Annotated in this window: 13 protein-coding genes; 6 read left to right on the top strand and 7 right to left on the bottom strand. The window is 47.8% G+C overall.

Features of this window, described 5'->3' with window-relative positions:
* Positions 1–163: 163 nt before the first annotated feature.
* The 3 genes from gyrB to dnaA form a co-directional block, all read right to left on the bottom strand.
* Entirely contained in the window at positions 164–2,701 is a 2,538-nt protein-coding gene (gyrB, locus tag ACO0KW_RS10280) for a DNA topoisomerase (ATP-hydrolyzing) subunit B (protein ID WP_423052982.1), read from the bottom strand.
* Between the two features lie 444 nt (positions 2,702–3,145).
* Positions 3,146–4,252 carry a DNA polymerase III subunit beta gene (gene dnaN / locus ACO0KW_RS10275; protein WP_186891296.1) on the bottom strand — a complete coding sequence of 369 codons (1,107 nt, stop codon included), beginning with the start codon at positions 4,250–4,252 and terminating at the stop codon, positions 3,146–3,148.
* 353 nt (positions 4,253–4,605) lie between these two features.
* A complete protein-coding gene (gene dnaA / locus ACO0KW_RS10270; RefSeq protein WP_423052981.1) occupies positions 4,606–6,012 on the bottom strand; it encodes a chromosomal replication initiator protein DnaA in 1,407 nt (468 codons plus the stop codon).
* 666 nt (positions 6,013–6,678) lie between these two features.
* On the opposite strand from dnaA, the gene rpmH reads away from it, so the two are divergent.
* The 5 genes from rpmH to mnmE all read left to right on the top strand — a co-directional run bounded on the left by rpmH (position 6,679) and on the right by mnmE (position 11,184).
* A complete protein-coding gene (gene rpmH, locus ACO0KW_RS10265) occupies positions 6,679–6,813 on the top strand; it encodes a 50S ribosomal protein L34 (protein ID WP_061535510.1) in 135 nt (44 codons plus the stop codon).
* Between the two features lie 201 nt (positions 6,814–7,014).
* Positions 7,015–7,461, top strand: a complete 447-nt coding sequence (locus ACO0KW_RS10260; RefSeq protein WP_423052980.1) for a ribonuclease P protein component — start codon at positions 7,015–7,017, stop codon at positions 7,459–7,461.
* Complete coding sequence (gene yidD, locus ACO0KW_RS10255) at positions 7,458–7,796, top strand: membrane protein insertion efficiency factor YidD (RefSeq protein WP_423052979.1); 339 nt, start codon at positions 7,458–7,460, stop codon at positions 7,794–7,796. Before ACO0KW_RS10260 ends, yidD begins: the two co-directional genes overlap by 4 nt.
* Before the next feature lie 46 nt (positions 7,797–7,842).
* A complete protein-coding gene (yidC, locus tag ACO0KW_RS10250; protein WP_423052978.1) occupies positions 7,843–9,606 on the top strand; it encodes a membrane protein insertase YidC in 1,764 nt (587 codons plus the stop codon).
* A gap of 165 nt (positions 9,607–9,771) precedes the next feature.
* Positions 9,772–11,184: a tRNA uridine-5-carboxymethylaminomethyl(34) synthesis GTPase MnmE gene (gene mnmE / locus ACO0KW_RS10245; protein WP_423052977.1), complete on the top strand. Its 1,413-nt coding sequence runs from the start codon at positions 9,772–9,774 to the stop codon at positions 11,182–11,184.
* A gap of 8 nt (positions 11,185–11,192) precedes the next feature.
* On the opposite strand, the gene ACO0KW_RS10240 is transcribed toward mnmE, so the two are convergent.
* Genes ACO0KW_RS10240 through ACO0KW_RS10230 form a run of 3 tightly spaced genes read right to left on the bottom strand, consistent with a single transcriptional unit; the run spans position 11,193 to position 13,473 of the window.
* Positions 11,193–11,912 carry a DUF6058 family natural product biosynthesis protein gene (locus ACO0KW_RS10240; RefSeq protein WP_423052976.1) on the bottom strand — a complete coding sequence of 240 codons (720 nt, stop codon included), beginning with the start codon at positions 11,910–11,912 and terminating at the stop codon, positions 11,193–11,195.
* Positions 11,909–12,265, bottom strand: a complete 357-nt coding sequence (locus ACO0KW_RS10235) for an antibiotic biosynthesis monooxygenase family protein (protein ID WP_423052975.1) — start codon at positions 12,263–12,265, stop codon at positions 11,909–11,911. The genes ACO0KW_RS10240 and ACO0KW_RS10235 overlap by 4 nt, the downstream gene beginning before the upstream one ends.
* The gene (locus ACO0KW_RS10230; RefSeq protein ID WP_423052974.1) at positions 12,262–13,473 is read right to left on the bottom strand and encodes a cytochrome P450; all 1,212 of its coding nucleotides are present in this window, start codon (positions 13,471–13,473) and stop codon (positions 12,262–12,264) included. Before ACO0KW_RS10230 ends, ACO0KW_RS10235 begins: the two co-directional genes overlap by 4 nt.
* A gap of 74 nt (positions 13,474–13,547) precedes the next feature.
* On the opposite strand from ACO0KW_RS10230, the gene ACO0KW_RS10225 reads away from it, so the two are divergent.
* The gene (locus ACO0KW_RS10225; RefSeq protein ID WP_423052973.1) at positions 13,548–14,240 is read left to right on the top strand and encodes an ArsR/SmtB family transcription factor; all 693 of its coding nucleotides are present in this window, start codon (positions 13,548–13,550) and stop codon (positions 14,238–14,240) included.
* A 162-nt stretch (positions 14,241–14,402) separates the two neighbouring features.
* Here ACO0KW_RS10225 and ACO0KW_RS10220 read toward each other — a convergent pair.
* Positions 14,403–18,137 (bottom strand): Ig-like domain-containing protein (locus ACO0KW_RS10220; protein WP_423052972.1); only part of this gene is annotated, 3,735 nt, incomplete at its 5' end.

Below are 18,137 nucleotides of genomic sequence, written 5' to 3'. Positions count from 1 at the left end.
ATTTACTATCTTTTAGTTAGATGGGCGAGCTAGAATTTTACATTAAACCACAATAATGCTGTATGCGTAATCAGTGTTTTGCGAATTGGTTCTTATTAATTATGTTTTTCAAAGCGAAAAAAAACCCAACACAAGGTTGGGCTTCTCCAGATCGCGTTGACGATCAAACGTCAATATTCCCAGCCCGAAGCGCATTAGACTCAATAAACGCACGACGTGGTTCCACATCGTCGCCCATCAAGGTCGTAAAGATCTGATCCGCTGCAATCGCGTCTTCGATTTGTACTTTGAGCAGGCGGCGTACGGTTGGGTCCATCGTGGTTTCCCACAATTGGCTTGGGTTCATCTCGCCCAATCCTTTGTAGCGCTGTTTGGAGACGCCGCGTTCGGCTTCTTCGCGTAGCCAGAGCATGGCGTGGTGGAAGTCTTGTACTGCGACTTCTTTCATGCGTTCGCCTTCGCCACGGCGGATGAAGGCGCCTTCGCCTAATAAGCCCTTGAAGGTTTGTGCGGCGTTTTCTAATACTTTGTAATCGCTGCTTTCGACGAAGTCGGCGTCGATGCTGCTGACTTTGACGTTGCCGTGGTACATGCGTTCTATGCGCAGGCTGAGCATGCCTGAGAGTTCGTCACTGCGAACGACGGCTTTGACGGCTGGATCGTTCATGGTTTTGGTCAACTCTTGCGCGGACAATTCGGCGTTTTCTGGCGTGTCCATTTTCAGTGCGACACCGGTCATGATCGCGGTCAAAGCAGCGCGGTCGATGACGCGGGTTAGGCGCGTCATGATGGCGTTGGCAAGGTTGAATTGGCGGACTAATTCGCCCAGTGCTTCACCAACGATAGGCTCTGCGCCTGTGCTTGGTGTGAGCGCTGCGCCATTTAATGCAACGGTGGTCATGTAGACCGCTTCTTCCGCGTCATCTTTTAAATAGCGTTCGTCGCGACCGGCTTTGACTTTGTACAAAGGTGGTTGCGCGATGTAGATGTGGCCGCGCTCTACCAATTGTGGCATTTGGCGATAGAACAGGGTCAACAACAGCGTACGAATGTGGGCACCGTCGACGTCCGCATCGGTCATGATGATGATGCGGTGGTAGCGCAATTTGTCGGCGTTGAATTCGTCAGGGCCGATGCTGGTGCCGAGTGTGGCGATCAGCGTAGTGATCTGTTCGGAGGACAGCATTTTTTCAAAACGGGCTTTTTCTACGTTCAAGACTTTACCGCGCAGTGGCAAGATCGCTTGGAATTTACGATCACGGCCTTGCTTCGCAGATCCACCCGCAGAATCACCCTCGACGATGTAGAGTTCGCAAAGCGCTGGGTCTTTTTCTTGGCAGTCGGCCAGTTTAGAAGACAGGCCTAAACCATCCATCACGCCTTTACGACGTGTGAGTTCGCGCGCTTTGCGGGCGGCTTCACGAGCGCGTGAGGCTTCGACGATTTTGCCGCAAATGATTTTAGCGTCGTTTGGACGTTCTGCTAAATATTCGGTCAAGGTTTTAGCCACGATTTCTTCGACCGGGCCACGCACTTCGCTGGAGACGAGTTTGTCTTTGGTTTGTGAGCTGAATTTTGGTTCTGGTACTTTGACGGACAACACGCAAGTCAAACCCTCGCGCATATCGTCGCCAGTGACTTCGACTTTGGCTTTTTTCGCGTAGTCGTGTTCGTCGATGTATTTGTTGATGACGCGTGTCATCGCTGCACGCAAACCGGTCAGATGCGTACCACCGTCACGTTGCGGAATATTATTGGTGAAGCACAGCACTTGTTCATTGTAGGCGTCGTTCCATTGCATGGAAACGTCAACCGTGATGTTAGTGTTTTGATCCGACATCTTTTCGCCAGTCGCCTGGAAAATTGTTGGATGCAAGACGGATTTGTTTTTGTTGATGTATTCCACGAAACCGCGCGTACCACCTTCGAACGCGAACAATTCTTCTTTGCCAGTGCGGTGATCATTGAGCTTAATGCGTACGCCGTTGTTCAGGAAGGATAGTTCGCGGATACGTTTCGCTAAAATTTCGTAGTGGAATTCAACGTGCGTAAAGATTTCTTCATCGGCCCAGAAGTGGACTTCGGTACCGCGTTTGTCGGTGTCACCCATGACTTTGATTGGTGAGCAAACGACGCCGTCGATGGTTTCGATTTCACGATTTTGCGGTACGCCACGGACAAATTCCATCGCATATTTTTTACCATCGCGACGAATCGTCAGCTTCAATAATTTGGACAAGCCATTGACGCAAGACACACCGACGCCGTGCAAACCACCGGACACTTTGTAGGAGTTTTGATCGAACTTACCACCTGCGTGCAATTCGGTCATGACGATCTCAGCCGCGCTACGCTTAGGTTCGTGTTTGTCATCCCACTTAATGCCCGTCGGAATACCGCGACCGTTATCGGTAATTGAAATCGAATTATCGTTGTGGATGGTGACGTTAATTTCTGTACAGTGGCCAGCTAAGGATTCGTCGATGGAGTTATCCAAGACTTCGAATACCAAATGGTGCAAACCGGTGCCGTCAGAGGTGTCACCGATGTACATGCCGGGACGCTTACGAACGGCTTCGAGACCCTCAAGAATTTGAATGGACGATGCGCCATAGCCAGCGGATGTGGCGGACTCAGTTGCAGGTGCATTTGCTGGTACGGGTGCTGGCGATGCTGTGTTGTCTTGGGTATTCTCGGACATGGCTACCTTCTGAAATTAACGAGCAGTTTTTGGCTGCGATTTTTTTGAAACACTGCTTAAGCTACTGCGCGACCAAATTTTGAATCTGCGATGCTCACTGTACTTGAGTACAGCTCCGCTTCTCAATTCAAACTTAGGCCGCTCGCTACGCTTAAGCAGTGCTTCGTTCGTGCTTTGTTTGCTTCTTTTGTAGGGCGGGTGCAACCCGCGCTGCTCAGGTTCTCAATCGTCTGGCGGCGCGGGTTGCACCCGCCCTACATTTATTTAGTTCTTTACTCCCTCTCCCGCACGCGGGAGAGGGTTGGGGTGAGGGTGGTTAAATCACGAATTACATCGACAATTTAGAGAAATCCAAACTTCGATTTCTAAGATTTTTATCGTTCGCTGAACGCCCCTCATCCCCGACCCTTCTCCCGCTTGCGGGAGAAGGGAGGTTTTTTTGCATCAAATCCGCATCGGCATGACTACGTATTTGAAATCACCATTCTCAGGAATCGTGATCAAGGCCGATGAATTGGAATCACCCAAGGCGACATTAATCTGATCGACTTTGAGGTTATTCAATACATCTAACAAATACGTAACGTTAAAGCCGATGTCGACGCTGTCACCACCGTAATCGATTTCGATTTCTTCAACCGCTTCTTCTTGATCCGCATTGGTGGACAAGACGCGCATCAAACCTGGTTCGATCACACAACGTACGCCTTTGAATTTGTCCGAAGTCATAATCGCGACGCGTTGCAAAGAGCGCAGGAGTTTTTCACGGCTTAAGGTGAAATTGTTTTTGTAACCTTTTGGGATCACGCGGTTGAAATCAGGGAATTTGCCTTCGACCAATTTGGAAATCAATTCAATATCAGCAAACGTCAATTTGACTTGGTTGTTAGCGATATCGAGTTGGACTGGTTCGTCTTTGTCTTCCAACAAGCGTTGCAATTCCAAAATCGTTTTGCGTGGAATGATGACTTCTTGACGCGCGAATTCTTGTTCGACTTCGACTTGCGCATAGGCCAAACGGTGACCGTCAGTCGCAACTGCAATCACGTTTTTACCATCAACGACTAATAACAAGCCGTTTAGGTAGTAACGAATATCTTGCTGTGCCATGGAGAAATGCACCATGTTGAACAAATGCTTCAATGCTTTTTGCGGCAGGCTGACGCTAGCATTGAAATGCTCAGCTTGGGCAACTGTTGGGAATTCTTCTGCTGCTAAAGTCTGCAAAGAGAAGCGTGACTTGCCTGATTGCACGGTCATCTTTTTGTTGTCGAGTTTCAGCGTGACGTCGTTGTCATCTGGTAACGCGCGCAAGATGTCGAGCAACTTACGTGCTGCAACTGTGGTTGCCGTGACTTCGCCACCTGAGCCGATTTCTGCGTGCGTGGTGATCTGCACTTCGATATCCGTCGATAAGAAGGACACTTTTTCGCCGTCTTTACGGATGAGGATATTGGCCAGAATCGGCAATGTGTGCCGACGCTCGACAATACCACTCACAATTTGCAGGGGCCGTAATAGGGTATCCCTGTGAGTTTTTACCAATTGCATTTTTATATCCTCACTAATGAATTCAATGTTAAAGGATGCTGCATCTATCGCAACTCATTACTTCTTGCATTGGGAGGACTTGCGAAAAACTGCCCATTATTAGTGTGGCCAATTTTACGTAAATCCTACGCCGGTCTTTACTGCTGATTACTACTTATTTTTGTCTTTACCCCCTTCTCCCTCTTGCGGGAGAAGGGTTGGGGATGAGGGCGTTTCAGAATCTAGTAAAGGTATCGTCAAGCTTAAAAAAATCGATCTTTAACGTTCACAATTCCAAAACACTTTTTCGTTGCTGAATCACCCTCACCCTAGCCCTCTCCCGCTTGCGGGAGAGGGGACTTTCAATCCTTCTATTACCCCTTCAAAGTCTGCTCCAACACATGAATCTCATGGTTGCACTCAGGACTCTTAGCGCGATCCGCTGTGATCTTGCGTACTGCATGCAAAACCGTGGTGTGATCACGCCCGCCGAATAATTCACCGATCTCCGGCAAACTCTTTTGCGTCAATTCTTTCGCTAAATACATGGCAATCTGACGCGGTCTGGCGATATTCGCTGGCCTACGTTTTGAATACATATCGGCGACTTTGATATTAAAAAAGTCGGCGACGGTCTTCTGAATATTTTCAACTGAGATCTGGCGGTTTTGTACCGACAGCAAATCTTTCAATGCTTCTTTGACGACATCAATTGTGATGTCTTTGCCGTGGAAGCGTGAGTACGCCAAAATTTTGCGCAATGCACCTTCGAGTTCACGCACATTCGAACGCAAATGTTTCGCGACGAAAAACGCCACGTCATCTGAAAAACTTACGCCTTCGGTATAAGCTTTTTTCAGCAAAATCGCGACGCGCATTTCTAATTCGGGAGGCTCAATCGCTACCGTTAAGCCGGAATCAAAACGCGAAATCAAACGATCATCCATACCAGTAATTTCTTTCGGGTAGGTATCGCTAGTGATAATGATTTGCTTTTTCGCGGCGATCAAGGCTTCAAACGCGTAGAAAAATTCTTCCTGCGTACGACTCTTTCCACCGAAGAATTGAATATCATCGATCAGCAACAAATCGAGCGAATGATAGTAGCGCTTAAATTCGTCAAAACCTTTGCGCTGATAGGCTGTGACCACATCGCGCACATATTGCTCAGCGTGGATGTAGCGAATTTTTGCATTCGGTTTGTCGTGCAAAATTTGATTGCCAATTGCGTGGATCAAATGCGTTTTACCTAGACCAACACCGCCATATAAAAATAACGGGTTATAAGAAACGCCTGGATTGTTTGCGACCTGAATCGCTGCGGCGCGTGCTAATTGATTGGCTTTACCGGTCACAAAACTGTCGAAAGTCAGGTCGAAATTAATTCGTGCATTGTCACGACGTGGCGCTGATTCTGGCGGTGGTTCGTTTGGTATTCCATCGGCCTGACCGATCTGCGATGTGCGTTGTCCGTGATCAGCACCGTTGCCCTGACCAGAGTTGACCGGTGCCGTTGTGGTTGAAATCGGTTTTTTACCAGCACGTGGATCGATGATGAACTCGACATCAACCGTGTCGTCCCAAAACTGCGCCGCAAATTCGGCGATACGGCTAGCGAATTGAGCTTTGACCCAATCTAATTTAAAGCGATTAGGCGCACCAATGCGCAGATGACCTTCTTCAAAGTCAACCATCGTCAAAGGCTTAATCCAAGCACTAAATTGCTGAGGCGTGAGTTCCTGTTCGAGTTGTGAAGAGCAGGCTTGCCAGAAATTTTCCATGAATCGCTTTACTGTTTACTTAATGCTTAAGTTTTTTGTTCTTGTCAAAATCGATATTTGAGACTTTTGATCTAGTGCTCGATTCCACTTTTAATTTAAAGCTACCTCAGTGACCGCCAATTAATTCCGCTATCGTTGTTGATACTAGCCAATTATAGCGGAGCAATTTGAACCGCTAAATCCAAAATTCGCACGCGATTGGCAGATATCCCACGCTATTTAGCGTTGTGTGGATAGGAAATAAATAGTGTATTTTTGGTTACGTAAGGCAATACTTCAGACCCCGCTATTCTACCCTTCACGGCTAGAGTTATCCACAGGCACGATGAAATTTCTTTTCATTAACACTTCGCAGAATCGAAGAAAAACGGGTAAATGGATTGACAGCGGCTTCCAAAATGGTGTCTAATTACGGGTTCCCTACCCTGTTTTGTTAGATGTGCGCTTTTATTGCATTAACGCTATCTCGATAGTTTGTTGATGATTTGAGCGAAAGCACAAGATGAAACTAAGCATGAGCAGCGGTTTTGGGGCAGTAATCGTGTGAATAGCGTGTTGCTATTGTTTATATAGTGCTTCTCCATAACGGAGCATCATCAAAGCAACGGCGCAATGCACTATTACCCGTAATTCCGATTTATTTTTTGCTCAAATAGTGAGATCAACATGAAACGTACTTATCAACCTTCCGTAGTTCGTCGTAAGCGCACTCACGGTTTCCGCGCTCGTATGGCAACACGTGGCGGCCGCGCAGTTTTGAACGCACGCCGTGCTAAAGGCCGTAAGCGCCTCGCAGCTTAATCGCGAACATAAATCCAATTCTAGGGCGCATCTCGTCGTAGGTGTTGTAACAGCGATGCTCGCCATACCTGTGTATGGCTGTGCCGAAGTTGTAAATTCTGCCTAGATCTGCATCCCTATAATTGAATTTCTGAATCGCGCTTTGGTCTAGTATCTAGTCTGTTAGTTAATTCAATAGGTTTAAAAATTATTGTGACTAATTTGACTACAACTCCTGACCTAGCTCAAAACCAGTTGTCCGGCGGTGATTTTGCGCGGGAGCGACGAATACTTAAAACGGATGAGTTTTCATCCGTTTTTCGTTTACGCCCTGTGCAAAAAACGGCGCATTTTGTATTATATGCGCGCTCAAATGTTTTGCCGCATGCCCGCCTTGGTGTGGTCGCTGCAAAACGTTTTGCACCGCGCGCTGCTACGCGCAATATGATCAAGCGTGTTACACGTGAGATTTTTCGACAGTCTGACCTGATGAATGTGGATTGCATTGTGCGCTTATCTAAGCCAGTCAATAGCAAAGCCGGTCCTGCCACGAACGCGCAATTAAAGCGCGCTTTGCGGGACGAAGTCTTACGTCTGTTCGTTTCGCAACGGGCAGCGAAGGCCATTCTCACCGCACAGACTGTCGCTGTTCCCGAGTCTTCCTCATGAAACCCTTGCTGCTGCTGATCTTGCGTGGATACAAGCTGGCGATTAGTCCTATGTTGGGACAAAATTGCCGTTTTTATCCTAGCTGTTCAGAGTATGCGATGGAAGCGATTCTTGAATATGGCGCGGCAAAAGGTTCTTTGATGGCAGGCAAACGACTTTGCAAATGTCATCCTTGGCATCCGGGCGGTATCGATTTAGTTCCGCCTAAGGCAGGAGAAAATACTGCGGGTGGTGGGGATGAAAAATCGACTAATGCCCCAACATCAGACAGCGCCCAAATAAGTAAGCAAATGAGCAGCCAAAATACACAACTTAGTAAGCAGCCAACTAGTTAATTTTTCCGATCTTTAACATATATCAACACCTACACAAGTGGATAAAATGGATATAAAGCGCACCGTCCTTTGGGTTATTTTCTCGATGTCTCTGTTACTCCTATGGGATAACTGGATGCGTCATAACGGAAAACAATCCATGTTTTTCCCATCAACGACTGCTCAGCAGACGAATAAAAATGCCAGCACTTCGGCTGCTACTACTTTACCAGCGGCCACTAATGCGAGTGCCACTGCGAATGGTGCCGGCTCAGCGCCATCAGTAGGCGCAGATGCAGCAGTCGCGCCAGTGATCAAGAGTGAAATCATCACGATTACGACAGATTTGTTAAAAGTGGATATCGATACAATCGGCGGCGAAATCAAACGCCTAGAATTGTTGAAATACGCGGATAGCCATGAAGGAAAGAAAAACGTCGTTTTGTTTGATAGTCATGGCGATATGACTCGCACAGAGGAAACGGGTTTCTTCGGATTATTCAAAGGCACCAAAGAAGTTCCGGTACCAGCGCGTACGTATGCGGCACAGACTGGTTTGTTAGGCGGTAACTTCCCCAATCACAAATCTGGTTTTATCGCATTGCCTGGCCCACGTTCTTTGGATGGTGCGAATGAATTGAATTTGGTGTTGGAATCCGAGCAGGCTGGCGTTAAGTTGACCAAGACCTTGACCTTCAAAAAAGGCAGCTATGTGATTGATGTGAAACACACAGTCGCGAACAGTTCTGCGGCTGCGATCACACCCTCTTTGTATTTGCAGCTGATTCATGATGGCACTAAGCCAACTTCTGGCGGTATGTTCTCTGGTCAGACTGAATTCTATGCGCCAGCGGTGTACACAGAAGCGAAGCACTTCCAAAAGTTGAGTTTTGAAGACATCGAAAAACGTCACGGCAAAGCAGATGCCAAGCCAGATCACGAAACTAAAGCGGATAACGGTTGGGTTTCTATGATCCAACATTTCTTTGTTTCTGCTTTTATACCTGAAGACAAAGTTCAACGCGAAATCCGTACAGAACGTGTACGCGACAATATTTATTCGATTAGTTCTGTCATTCCTATGGGAACGGTCGCACCAGGCGCGAGTGTGAGTTCTAATGCGCGTTTATATTCCGGTCCACAAGAATCAGCGATTTTGGAAACAGTCGCGCCAGGTATGGAATTGGTTAAAGATTATTGGTATTTCGCGATGATTGCTAAGCCTATGTTCTGGATAATGGAACTAATCCATAAAGTCTTGGGTAACTGGGGTTGGACGATTGTGGTGTTTACGATTGCGATCAAGTTAGCTTTGTTCCCATTGTCTGCAGCAGGCTATCGCAGTATGGCGAAGATGAAAGTCGTTACGCCAAAAATGACGGCTTTGAAAGAGAAGTTTAAAAACGAGCCACAAAAATTGAATATGGCGATGATGGAGCTCTACAAAACCGAGAAAATCAATCCACTCGGTGGTTGTTTGCCTATTTTGATCCAGATGCCCGTCTTTTTGTCTTTGTACTGGGTCTTGCAGGCGTCAGTCGAGATGCGCGGTGCGCCGTGGATGGGTTGGATTATGGATTTGTCTAAGCCAGATCCGTATTTGGTGTTGCCGATTTTGTACGCGATTTCTATGTATATCACGACTAAATTGAGTCCGGCTCCTGCCGATCCAGTACAGGCCAAGATGATGTTGTTTATGCCTTTGCTGTTCTCGTTCATGTTCTTGTTCTTCCCATCTGGTTTGGTGTTGTACTGGGTTGTGAATAACGTCTTATCAATTGGTCAGCAATGGGTCATCAATAATAAGATCGTCCCGCCTGAGCATCGATAAAATTTAGTCGCATTTATTCAAAAAAAGCCCATGGTTCATGGGCTTTTTTTCTACTGAACGCAAACATTTTTTGCTGCAGATCATGTCGTGTTTACGATACATCTGCCAGTATCAAACTCTACAGATTTTTCACAGCTTTCCCTATTGCAAGGTTAGAATTTCTTCATGACACATACTTATGACAGCACGCCTATCGTCGCCATCGCCACCGCGCCCGGTCGAGGTGGTATTGGCGTTGTGCGTATTTCTGGTAAAGACTTAAGTGCAATCACACGCAGCTTATTCGGTAGCGCAGTTTTAAAGCCACGTCACGCCACTTATTTGGATTTTACGCAAGCCGATGGCACGGTGATCGATCAAGGTTTGGCGATCGCCTTTAAAGCACCGCATTCCTATACGGGCGAAGAGGTCTTGGAACTGCAAGGTCACGGTGGCCCAGTCGTCATGCAAATGTTATTGACGCGTTGTATAGAAGCAGGCAAAGAACAGGGCTTACGCTTAGCCGAACCGGGAGAATTCACGCAACGCGCCTTTATGAACGATAAGCTCGATCTGGCGCAGGCCGAAGCGGTCGCCGATCTGATCGAGGCATCGACGGAAGCCGCAGCGAAATCGGCATCGCAATCGATGTCGGGCGCGTTTTCCAAAGTCATACATGCTTTGGTGGAAAAAGTAGTGCATCTGCGTATGCTGGTCGAAGCAACTTTGGACTTTCCCGAAGAAGAAATCGACTTTTTAGAAAAATCTGACGCGCGCGGTCAACTCAGTGAAATTCAAAAAGCCTTGCGCACGGTATTTGAACAAGCCGCCCAAGGCGCACTATTGCGTGAAGGTCTAAACGTCGTATTAGCCGGACAACCGAATGTCGGCAAATCGTCTTTGTTGAATGCCTTAGCGGGTGACGACATAGCCATCGTGACGCCGATTGCAGGCACCACCCGTGATAAGGTCACAGAGACGATACATATTGAAGGAATCCCTCTAAATATTATCGATACCGCCGGTATTCGTCATGATCATGACGAAGTTGTAGCGGGTGACGTCTCGATTAAGATCGATGCGGTTGAACGTATCGGGATAGAGCGTACTTGGAATGAGGTACAAAAAGCGGATGTCATTTTACATTTGCTCGACGCTAGTCGTGGTCCGACACGTGCAGATGAAGAGATTGCAGAGCGCTTTCCAGAAGGTGTTCCCGTGATCTGTGTTTGGACCAAGATCGATATATCCGGGCATCATGCTAGTGTTGATACCGTCGGTGATCTGACTCAGGTGTATTTGTCGGCGCAAGAGCATCTGGGTATGGATTTACTGCGTCAAGAGTTACTGCGTATCGCTGGCTGGCAACAAACAGGTGAATCTTTGTATTTGGCACGCGAGCGCCACTTGATCGCTTTGAAGCATGCACACGAACATTTAGAACAAGCGGCTGCCTATGCCGCGCAAAATGATCAGTCACTCGACCTGTTCGCAGAAGAGCTGCGTCTCACGCAAGACCGTTTAAATAGCATTACGGGTGAATTCACTTCCGATGATTTGTTGGGCGTGATTTTCTCGCGTTTTTGTATAGGCAAATAAAAACATGCTTAGTGCCGTCCATCGATGGCACTGAGCGTCTTCCTCAAATCTTCCACCAATCGTTTGCGACTACTTCGTGGATATTCAAAAGGCGAAAAAGGCATCGCGCTGTTGGCATATTCATCGATGAGTTTCTTCAACGCTGCGATATCCTCGCCTTGGTAGTCGACACGCTTTCCATTGTCACTGATAGCACTCAATTTTTCTTGCAAAATTTCTTTGTGCACGATGTTCGTGATGCTGTCAGGCTTGGCAACACATAGACTGAAAACGCCATTGAGAAAGTATTGCCAATTGGCGTTGACCCGTTGTTCTATTCCGGCCGCAATGGCTGTGCCAGTCTCATCAAAACAATCTCGCAGTCGATAGGTGTTTTTGTTTTCGATTGCTAAAGCTTGCGCGAATTCTTCGGCAAATTGCTTCCTTATGATCTCTTTCGCTTCATCAGCACCGTGATTTTGTAAAGTGTCGAAAGCATATTTTGTCCAAGCTGATGCCGCAGGATGAAAGTAAGTTCCTGTTTTCAGTTCTTCCTTCGAATTCGGATCGAGAAGTTCGCCAAAGACCACGGATGTGCAGCGTTGCGCATCAATGACTAGGTAGGGCGGCGCTGGGATAAGTTCGGCCGCAACTAGCTCTTCGATATCTTGTAGACGGAGTCCGCAGTATTTCGCAAATTGAGTTTGATCGAGGTAGTGTTGGTCGAGGTAATCTTGGGTTGAATTCATAGGGTGCCTGATGGATGTGCTGCGCGACTGTCGTTTGGTGCTTGCTCGCGTTCTGTGAGGCCGTAGTCACGCATGACCGCAGCAATGCGAATCCGGTAGTCGCTGAAAATGGTTTGACGGCCTTGGCTCTGCGCAGCGCGGTGTTCTTCGGTGTTGCGCCATTGTGCGACGGCCGCTTCATCACGCCAGAACGAGAGTGACAAGAGCTTGCCGGGGTCACTTAAACTTTGAAATCGCTCGATAGAAATGAAGCCATCCATCTCTATTAGTTGAGACTTTAATTCTGCAGCGATGTCCAGATACACTTGCTGATGAGTCGCATGCGGCTGCACTTCAAAAATCACGGCGATCATAATTCATCCTTATGGTAGGTTTGAAAAACCGGCAAGCGTCCATTTACCGATGGTTTATAGGTCCAGTGTAAATGCGCCAAGGGATATGCTTCTGTTTGATTGCTGGAGCTATGTGTTAAGGACGTCAAAATGTGATGCAGCCCTGCGCTGACGATACGAACGGCCAGAGTCTCCCCAGGGCAAGCATGTCGACCGTCACTAAAGCTGACTAAGTGCGTGTCGCTGCGATTTAGGACTAATTTTTCGGCATCAAAATTGCTTGCCGGATCGCGATTCGCTGCTGCTAACAACAATAAAATGCAGTCACCAGATTTTAGTGAAGCGCCATAGAATTCACCATCGCTTTTCACAAAGCGGCGTGTATTTTGTACAGGTGAATCATGGCGTGCAACTTCCTTGATTAGCTGCGGCAATTTCTCAAGATCCTGTTGTAGTTCGGTGTAGAGCGCTGGATCATGATAGAGCGCAATTAAAGTATTGCCCATCAAGCCCGCACTAGCCTCATAACTTTGCGAAAGTAGACCAACCAAATTGGCGAGTAGGGCAGAGCCAGAATCCCAACCTATGACCTTTGCTTCGGCTTGTAGCTGACTTAAGAAACTATCGGGATCGCTGCCAGCACTTGATAGTAAAGTTTGAAATGAGCTCATTAGCGATACGGCTGATTTACTCGCAGCCTCTAATTGTTCAGGTGTACTGATAGGTGAAAAGCATTGCACAAATTCATCGATCCAAAGACAGATTTGCTCGAGTTCTGAATGTGAAAAACCGCAAAGCCTTGCGATGACCGAAACGGCGAGGTGGCTGATCCAAGCATTCAGTTGATCGGCTTTATTGATATCGTAGCGCCGTGACAAATCTTCGATCACCTCGGCGATGACAGAGTCGAGTCGCCGCAGATCTAGTTGGTTTAAACTCGTTTGCAAAACCTGTTTCCCTAGGCGATGTTTGTCACCCTCATTCATACGTATGAGCAGTGAAAACAGCTCGCCAGCACTACTGCCTGCAATAGGAGGCGGTACCTGCGCACTAAGCGGCCGAACTAAAAATTGGGACGACGATAAGATCTCTTGTACGACGTTGAACTGCGCCACGATCCAACATTGTGTGCCTTCATCAAAGCGTATTTTTTCTTGCGAGACATGCCATTGATATGCCGGATAGGGATCTGGGTGTGAAGGCAATGCTAAAACTGGGATAGATGACATCGGATCTTTTCTGAATAAATTAAGGGATTATTCTAAGCCTTGTTTGTCATCAACAATTCGCTTACCATCAAACTATGCCTGCAGATGATATCAATATTCAGTTAGCCAAAATCGCCGCCGCGATTGCTGAGCCAGCACGTGCCACGATGTTGTGCGCTTTGATGGATGGTCGCGCACGTACCAGTACCGAACTCGCAATATTAGCGGAGATTAGCCCATCAACTGCCAGCGCGCATTTGGGTAAGTTACGAGATCAAAGTCTGGTGCAAGTGTTGGCACAAGGAAAGCATCGATATTATCAATTGGCGGGCGCACAAGTCGCTGCCGCTTTAGAATCTTTGATGGTGATCGCAGGGAAAGTTGCATCGCAATTTACGCCATCGACACCTGAGCGTTTGCGTCAGGCGCGTACGTGCTACGATCACATGGCTGGTGAATATGCGGTGGCGATACACGACTATTTATTGCGCAATACCTATCTAGTTGCGCAACACTATGCCACAGCCTATGAACTGAGTGCGGATGGTGAGCAATTGTTTGACACGATGGGTATCCAAGTCGATACGCTCAGAAAAAGTCGGCGACGTTTTGCTTGCGCATGCCTAGATTGGAGCGAGCGCCGCCCGCATATCGGTGGTGCTGTTGGTGCCGCTCTACTCACCCATTTTGTACAGCACGGTTGGGTAGAAGCTGATTTGGATAGCCGTGCTCTGCAAGTGATGGCAAAAGGACGACGCCAGTTTACAAAATATTTTAAGTTGATTTAATCGGGAATTTTTTCGGAAATTTTCGCAGACATTCCACTATGCAATCAAGCTGATTTAGCGAGACCAGAAAAATCTGGCCTCGCCGTCAAACGCATACAGGATCAATTTTTATGTGCTAGAAACTCTCCGCAAATTTGGTTGTTTTCAAAGCGATATTCATCATCACAAGCGGTAAGACAAACGCAGGCGTATTGCATTCGAATGATTGCCTTCACTGGCGCGATAATAGCCGTAATTGAAAATGATCACCCAGCCGCTGTCGAGTAATAAATCTCCACCGACACCCATGTGGATCAAATTACGATTTTGTTTGCTACCGTTGATGATATACGGCGTGCTATCTGGATTATCGACATAATTAATTTTGACATCATCGCGCTTGCTGACATCTTTTTGATACTCAAGACGGAAGCGCGGAGTAAGTTCACCAACACTGGTTTTCACCGATGTTTCCGTATTCAAGCCCAGTGTTGTTCTTTGGCTGTTGAAGCTTTGTTCTTGATAACGTAAGGCACTACGGGTGTCACCACTTTCTGTGTAGGCACCTATCGTGACCGCTGAGCGATCAATGCGCAGATATGGTGACATTTTGAAATCGGTGAAGGTGATATCAAATCCCAAGGAGCTTGAACCGATTTTTTGTTTTCCTGACCATTTACCGGTGTGTTGCGTCGTATTGCCTGGTGCTGCTGCCATGCCAGTGAATAATCCTGTAGAAGGTGGGCTAGCCAACGCTAAGCTATCACTCAATTGTTCAGTGGTTCTGGTGTAGTCGCTATTGATATCGTTGACGCCCAGCACCCATGAGAAATTGAAAAATGGCAGGGGTTTGATCTGACCATAATTGGCAATATTCCGAGCATTTGCGTTAATGCTCGTATTGAGTCCGCGCAATTCACCACGACTATTCGCGTAGCCGACACCGAAGCCGAGTACGCTATCTGGGCTGCCAATGCAACGATCACCACCAAAGCTGGCACCGCCATTTTGCTGCTTGATTTCGTAGTCTGCGGCAAGGGTACTGAAAGAATTTAAGCCGCCAGCCCATAGGGTGACTTTGCTACAGGTGTCTTCATTTTTCTTTTTGTCTTCTTTGCTCCGCAGGCCGGAATTTTGCGTCGCAATTTCGGTTAAACGCGCGTTGAAATTTTCTAATTGCAAGCGTTCAAATTGCGTGATGACGGCGCCTTTGGACGTCTGCAAAGCTTGCACTGCCGGATTTTTACTTGGGTCAGGGCGGGAGGTGATGGTGATTGCAATCACTGCGGCATTCGATGCCTGTCCATTCGCATTGGCGACGATAGTCAGTTGATCGGCGCCGGCATAATTGAGTTGCGCATTCACAGTCAGACGTGTGCCAGCTAGTGATGCACTTGCATGTGCTGGTTGTGTGAGTATGCTAAAACTGACTGGCGCACCACCAGTTTGGCTGACTAAGTTCGCCAGTTCCAAACTCGCACTACTGCCTGCCAGTACTTGAATATTCGCATTGCTGACGATGGGTGCTTTGGCTTTCACTGCGATGCTGACAGTGGCTGGACTAGAACTACCGGCGGCGTTGATCGCGACATAAGTGAAGCTATCGCTGCCCACAAAATTGAGGGCGGGCGTGTAGCGGAATTCTAGTCCGCTGATCGTTACCGTGCCGTGACTCGCTGGCGAATCGATTGCGATCCTCTCAGTATTGTTGCCGATATCCGGACGTATCTGGGCATTCGCCTGATTGCTCTCAAGTACCGCGCTAATAGGCTTGGCGACTGGGGCAACGGGTTTGACATTGATACTCACCAGCGCTTCATTTGAACTGCCGCTGGCATTAAGAGCGACATAACTAAAGCTATCGCCGCCGACATAATCTTTGGTTGGCGTATAGCTAAAATTATTGCCGTTGACGCTCACAGTGCCGTGAGTGGCGACTTTGGTGATATTGATTTGTTTGAAGCTACCGGTGATATTAGCAGCGACCGTATTGGCACTGCTATTTGTTAATACTTCAGTGGTGACAGGATTGGTAACCGGTACAGGCAGCGTTGGATCTGCATTGACTTGGATACTGACTAAAGCAGGTGTTGAATTGCCAAAAGCATTCTTCGCTAAATACGTAAAACTATCACTGCCGACAAAATCTGCCTGCGGGGTATACGACAGCACTAAGCCCGAGATGCTGACAGTCCCGTGGGCTGGCGCACTAGCTATCGCTATGCTGCTGGCATCGCCAAGTATATTGCTGGTAATAGCATTATTGCTGCTATTACTCAAGACGGTCACACTCAGTGGGCGTGCGGTCGGTATTACACCTTTCACAGTGATGGTGATCGTGGCAGCCTCCGAACTACCGGCTGCGTTGGTGGCTGCGTAACTAAAGGAATCTACTCCGGTGAAATTACTGGCTGGTGTGTAGATGATTTTTGATCCCTCAACGCTTGCGGTACCATGGCTTGCATTACTTTTTAGACTGATACTCGTCGAGGTACCGGTAATATTGGGAACAATCTGATTATTCGAACTATTTGCGTCAACGGATGCATCGATCGGATTGGCGACGGGTATCGTTGAGTCGATGACGGTCACCGTGACGTTCGCTGCTGTCGATAGGGTATTGTCGAAAGCGGCGCTGTAGCTAAATGTATCGACTCCAGCGAAACCGGGTTTAGGCGTATATACCAAGTTTAGACCATTGATGCTAGCAGTGCCGTTTGCCGGCGCAGTTTCAATCCGTATGGAATTAACCGTGCCGCCAGTGCTAGCGTTAATCAGATTATTCACACTATTCATGTTCACATTTGTGCTAATCGCATTCGCAATCGGGTTCACGGGATTGACGGTGATAGTCACCACCGCTGGCACCGAATTGCCGAAAGCATTCGTTGCTGTGTAATTGAACGAATCGCTTCCTACGTAGCCACGCGCTGGTGTGTAGGAAATAGCTGCACCGACTATTTGCGCACTTCCATGCTGTGGCGGATTAACTAAAGAGATGCGGTCAACTGTGCCCGAGGTATTGGCGGCAATGACATTATTCGCGCTATTTGCTAGCACGTTGGCATTGATCGCATTTGCCTTTGGCGTCAGTGCCTGCACACGCACGTTCACCGTGGCAGCAGTCGATGCTCCACTGGCGTTGACGGCTTGATAGGTGAAGCTGTCGTCCCCCAAGAAGCCTGCAGACGGGGTGTAGATGATTTGTAGCCCTCTGCTAGTGGCGACACCGTGCGCAGGGCTAGTGGCAATTAAGAGACTGCTGGCGTTACCGGTAATATTGGGGGTAATTGCATTCTCGCTGCTATTCATGAATACATTGGCAGTGACAGAATTAGCGACGGGTATCGTATCTTTTACCTGGATTGAAACCGTGGCTGGTGTTGAGCTGCCGAAAGCACTAACAGCAATGTAAGTAAAAGTGTCGGTACCGATAAATCCAGCATTTGGGGTATAGGTGAATGTCATACCTTTGACGCTGATATTACCCGATGCGGCAGTGTTCTGAATGACCAGACTGGTCGCTCCGCCGGAGGTGATACTGTCTATCGCATTATTGTTACTATTGGCGAATATGCTGGCCGTAATTGGGCTAGCAACTGGCACAACACTATTGACCGTGATCGCAATTTTTGCCGGTGCTGAAGTGCCGAATGTATTGCTTGCCGTGTAGCTAAAACTATCCAGTCCAGCATAGCCGGCAGTCGGCGTGTAGACGATATTGAGGCCATTGATAATGGCGACACCATGCTGAGGCGAGGTGGCGATGGTGATGCTGCTAGCATTTCCAGTAATACTCGAAATAATGACGTTGTTATTACTGTTTTGCAAAACACTTGCACTAATCGGATTGGCCACCGCCGCGATGCCATTCACCGTGATGATAAGGTCAACCGCAACGGATGTTCCGTAGGGATT

This window comes from Undibacterium sp. Ji22W (assembly GCF_049340305.1).
In the GTDB taxonomy this organism is placed as follows: Bacteria; Pseudomonadota; Gammaproteobacteria; order Burkholderiales; family Burkholderiaceae_D; genus Undibacterium.
This window is presented reverse-complemented; position numbering and strand designations above follow the sequence as displayed.

Excerpts from the sequence above, each read along its gene's own strand:
- gyrB (WP_423052982.1), bottom strand. The coding sequence starts at position 2,701 with ATGTCCGAGAATACCCAAGACAACACAGCATCGCCAGCACCCGTACCA.
- dnaN (WP_186891296.1), bottom strand. The coding sequence starts at position 4,252 with ATGCAATTGGTAAAAACTCACAGGGATACCCTATTACGGCCCCTGCAA.
- dnaA (WP_423052981.1), bottom strand. The coding sequence starts at position 6,012 with ATGGAAAATTTCTGGCAAGCCTGCTCTTCACAACTCGAACAGGAACTC.
- rpmH (WP_061535510.1), top strand. The coding sequence starts at position 6,679 with ATGAAACGTACTTATCAACCTTCCGTAGTTCGTCGTAAGCGCACTCAC.
- yidD (WP_423052979.1), top strand. The coding sequence starts at position 7,458 with ATGAAACCCTTGCTGCTGCTGATCTTGCGTGGATACAAGCTGGCGATT.
- yidC (WP_423052978.1), top strand. The coding sequence starts at position 7,843 with ATGGATATAAAGCGCACCGTCCTTTGGGTTATTTTCTCGATGTCTCTG.
- mnmE (WP_423052977.1), top strand. The coding sequence starts at position 9,772 with ATGACACATACTTATGACAGCACGCCTATCGTCGCCATCGCCACCGCG.
- ACO0KW_RS10240 (WP_423052976.1), bottom strand. The coding sequence starts at position 11,912 with ATGAATTCAACCCAAGATTACCTCGACCAACACTACCTCGATCAAACT.
- ACO0KW_RS10235 (WP_423052975.1), bottom strand. The coding sequence starts at position 12,265 with ATGATCGCCGTGATTTTTGAAGTGCAGCCGCATGCGACTCATCAGCAA.
- ACO0KW_RS10230 (WP_423052974.1), bottom strand. The coding sequence starts at position 13,473 with ATGTCATCTATCCCAGTTTTAGCATTGCCTTCACACCCAGATCCCTAT.
- ACO0KW_RS10225 (WP_423052973.1), top strand. The coding sequence starts at position 13,548 with ATGCCTGCAGATGATATCAATATTCAGTTAGCCAAAATCGCCGCCGCG.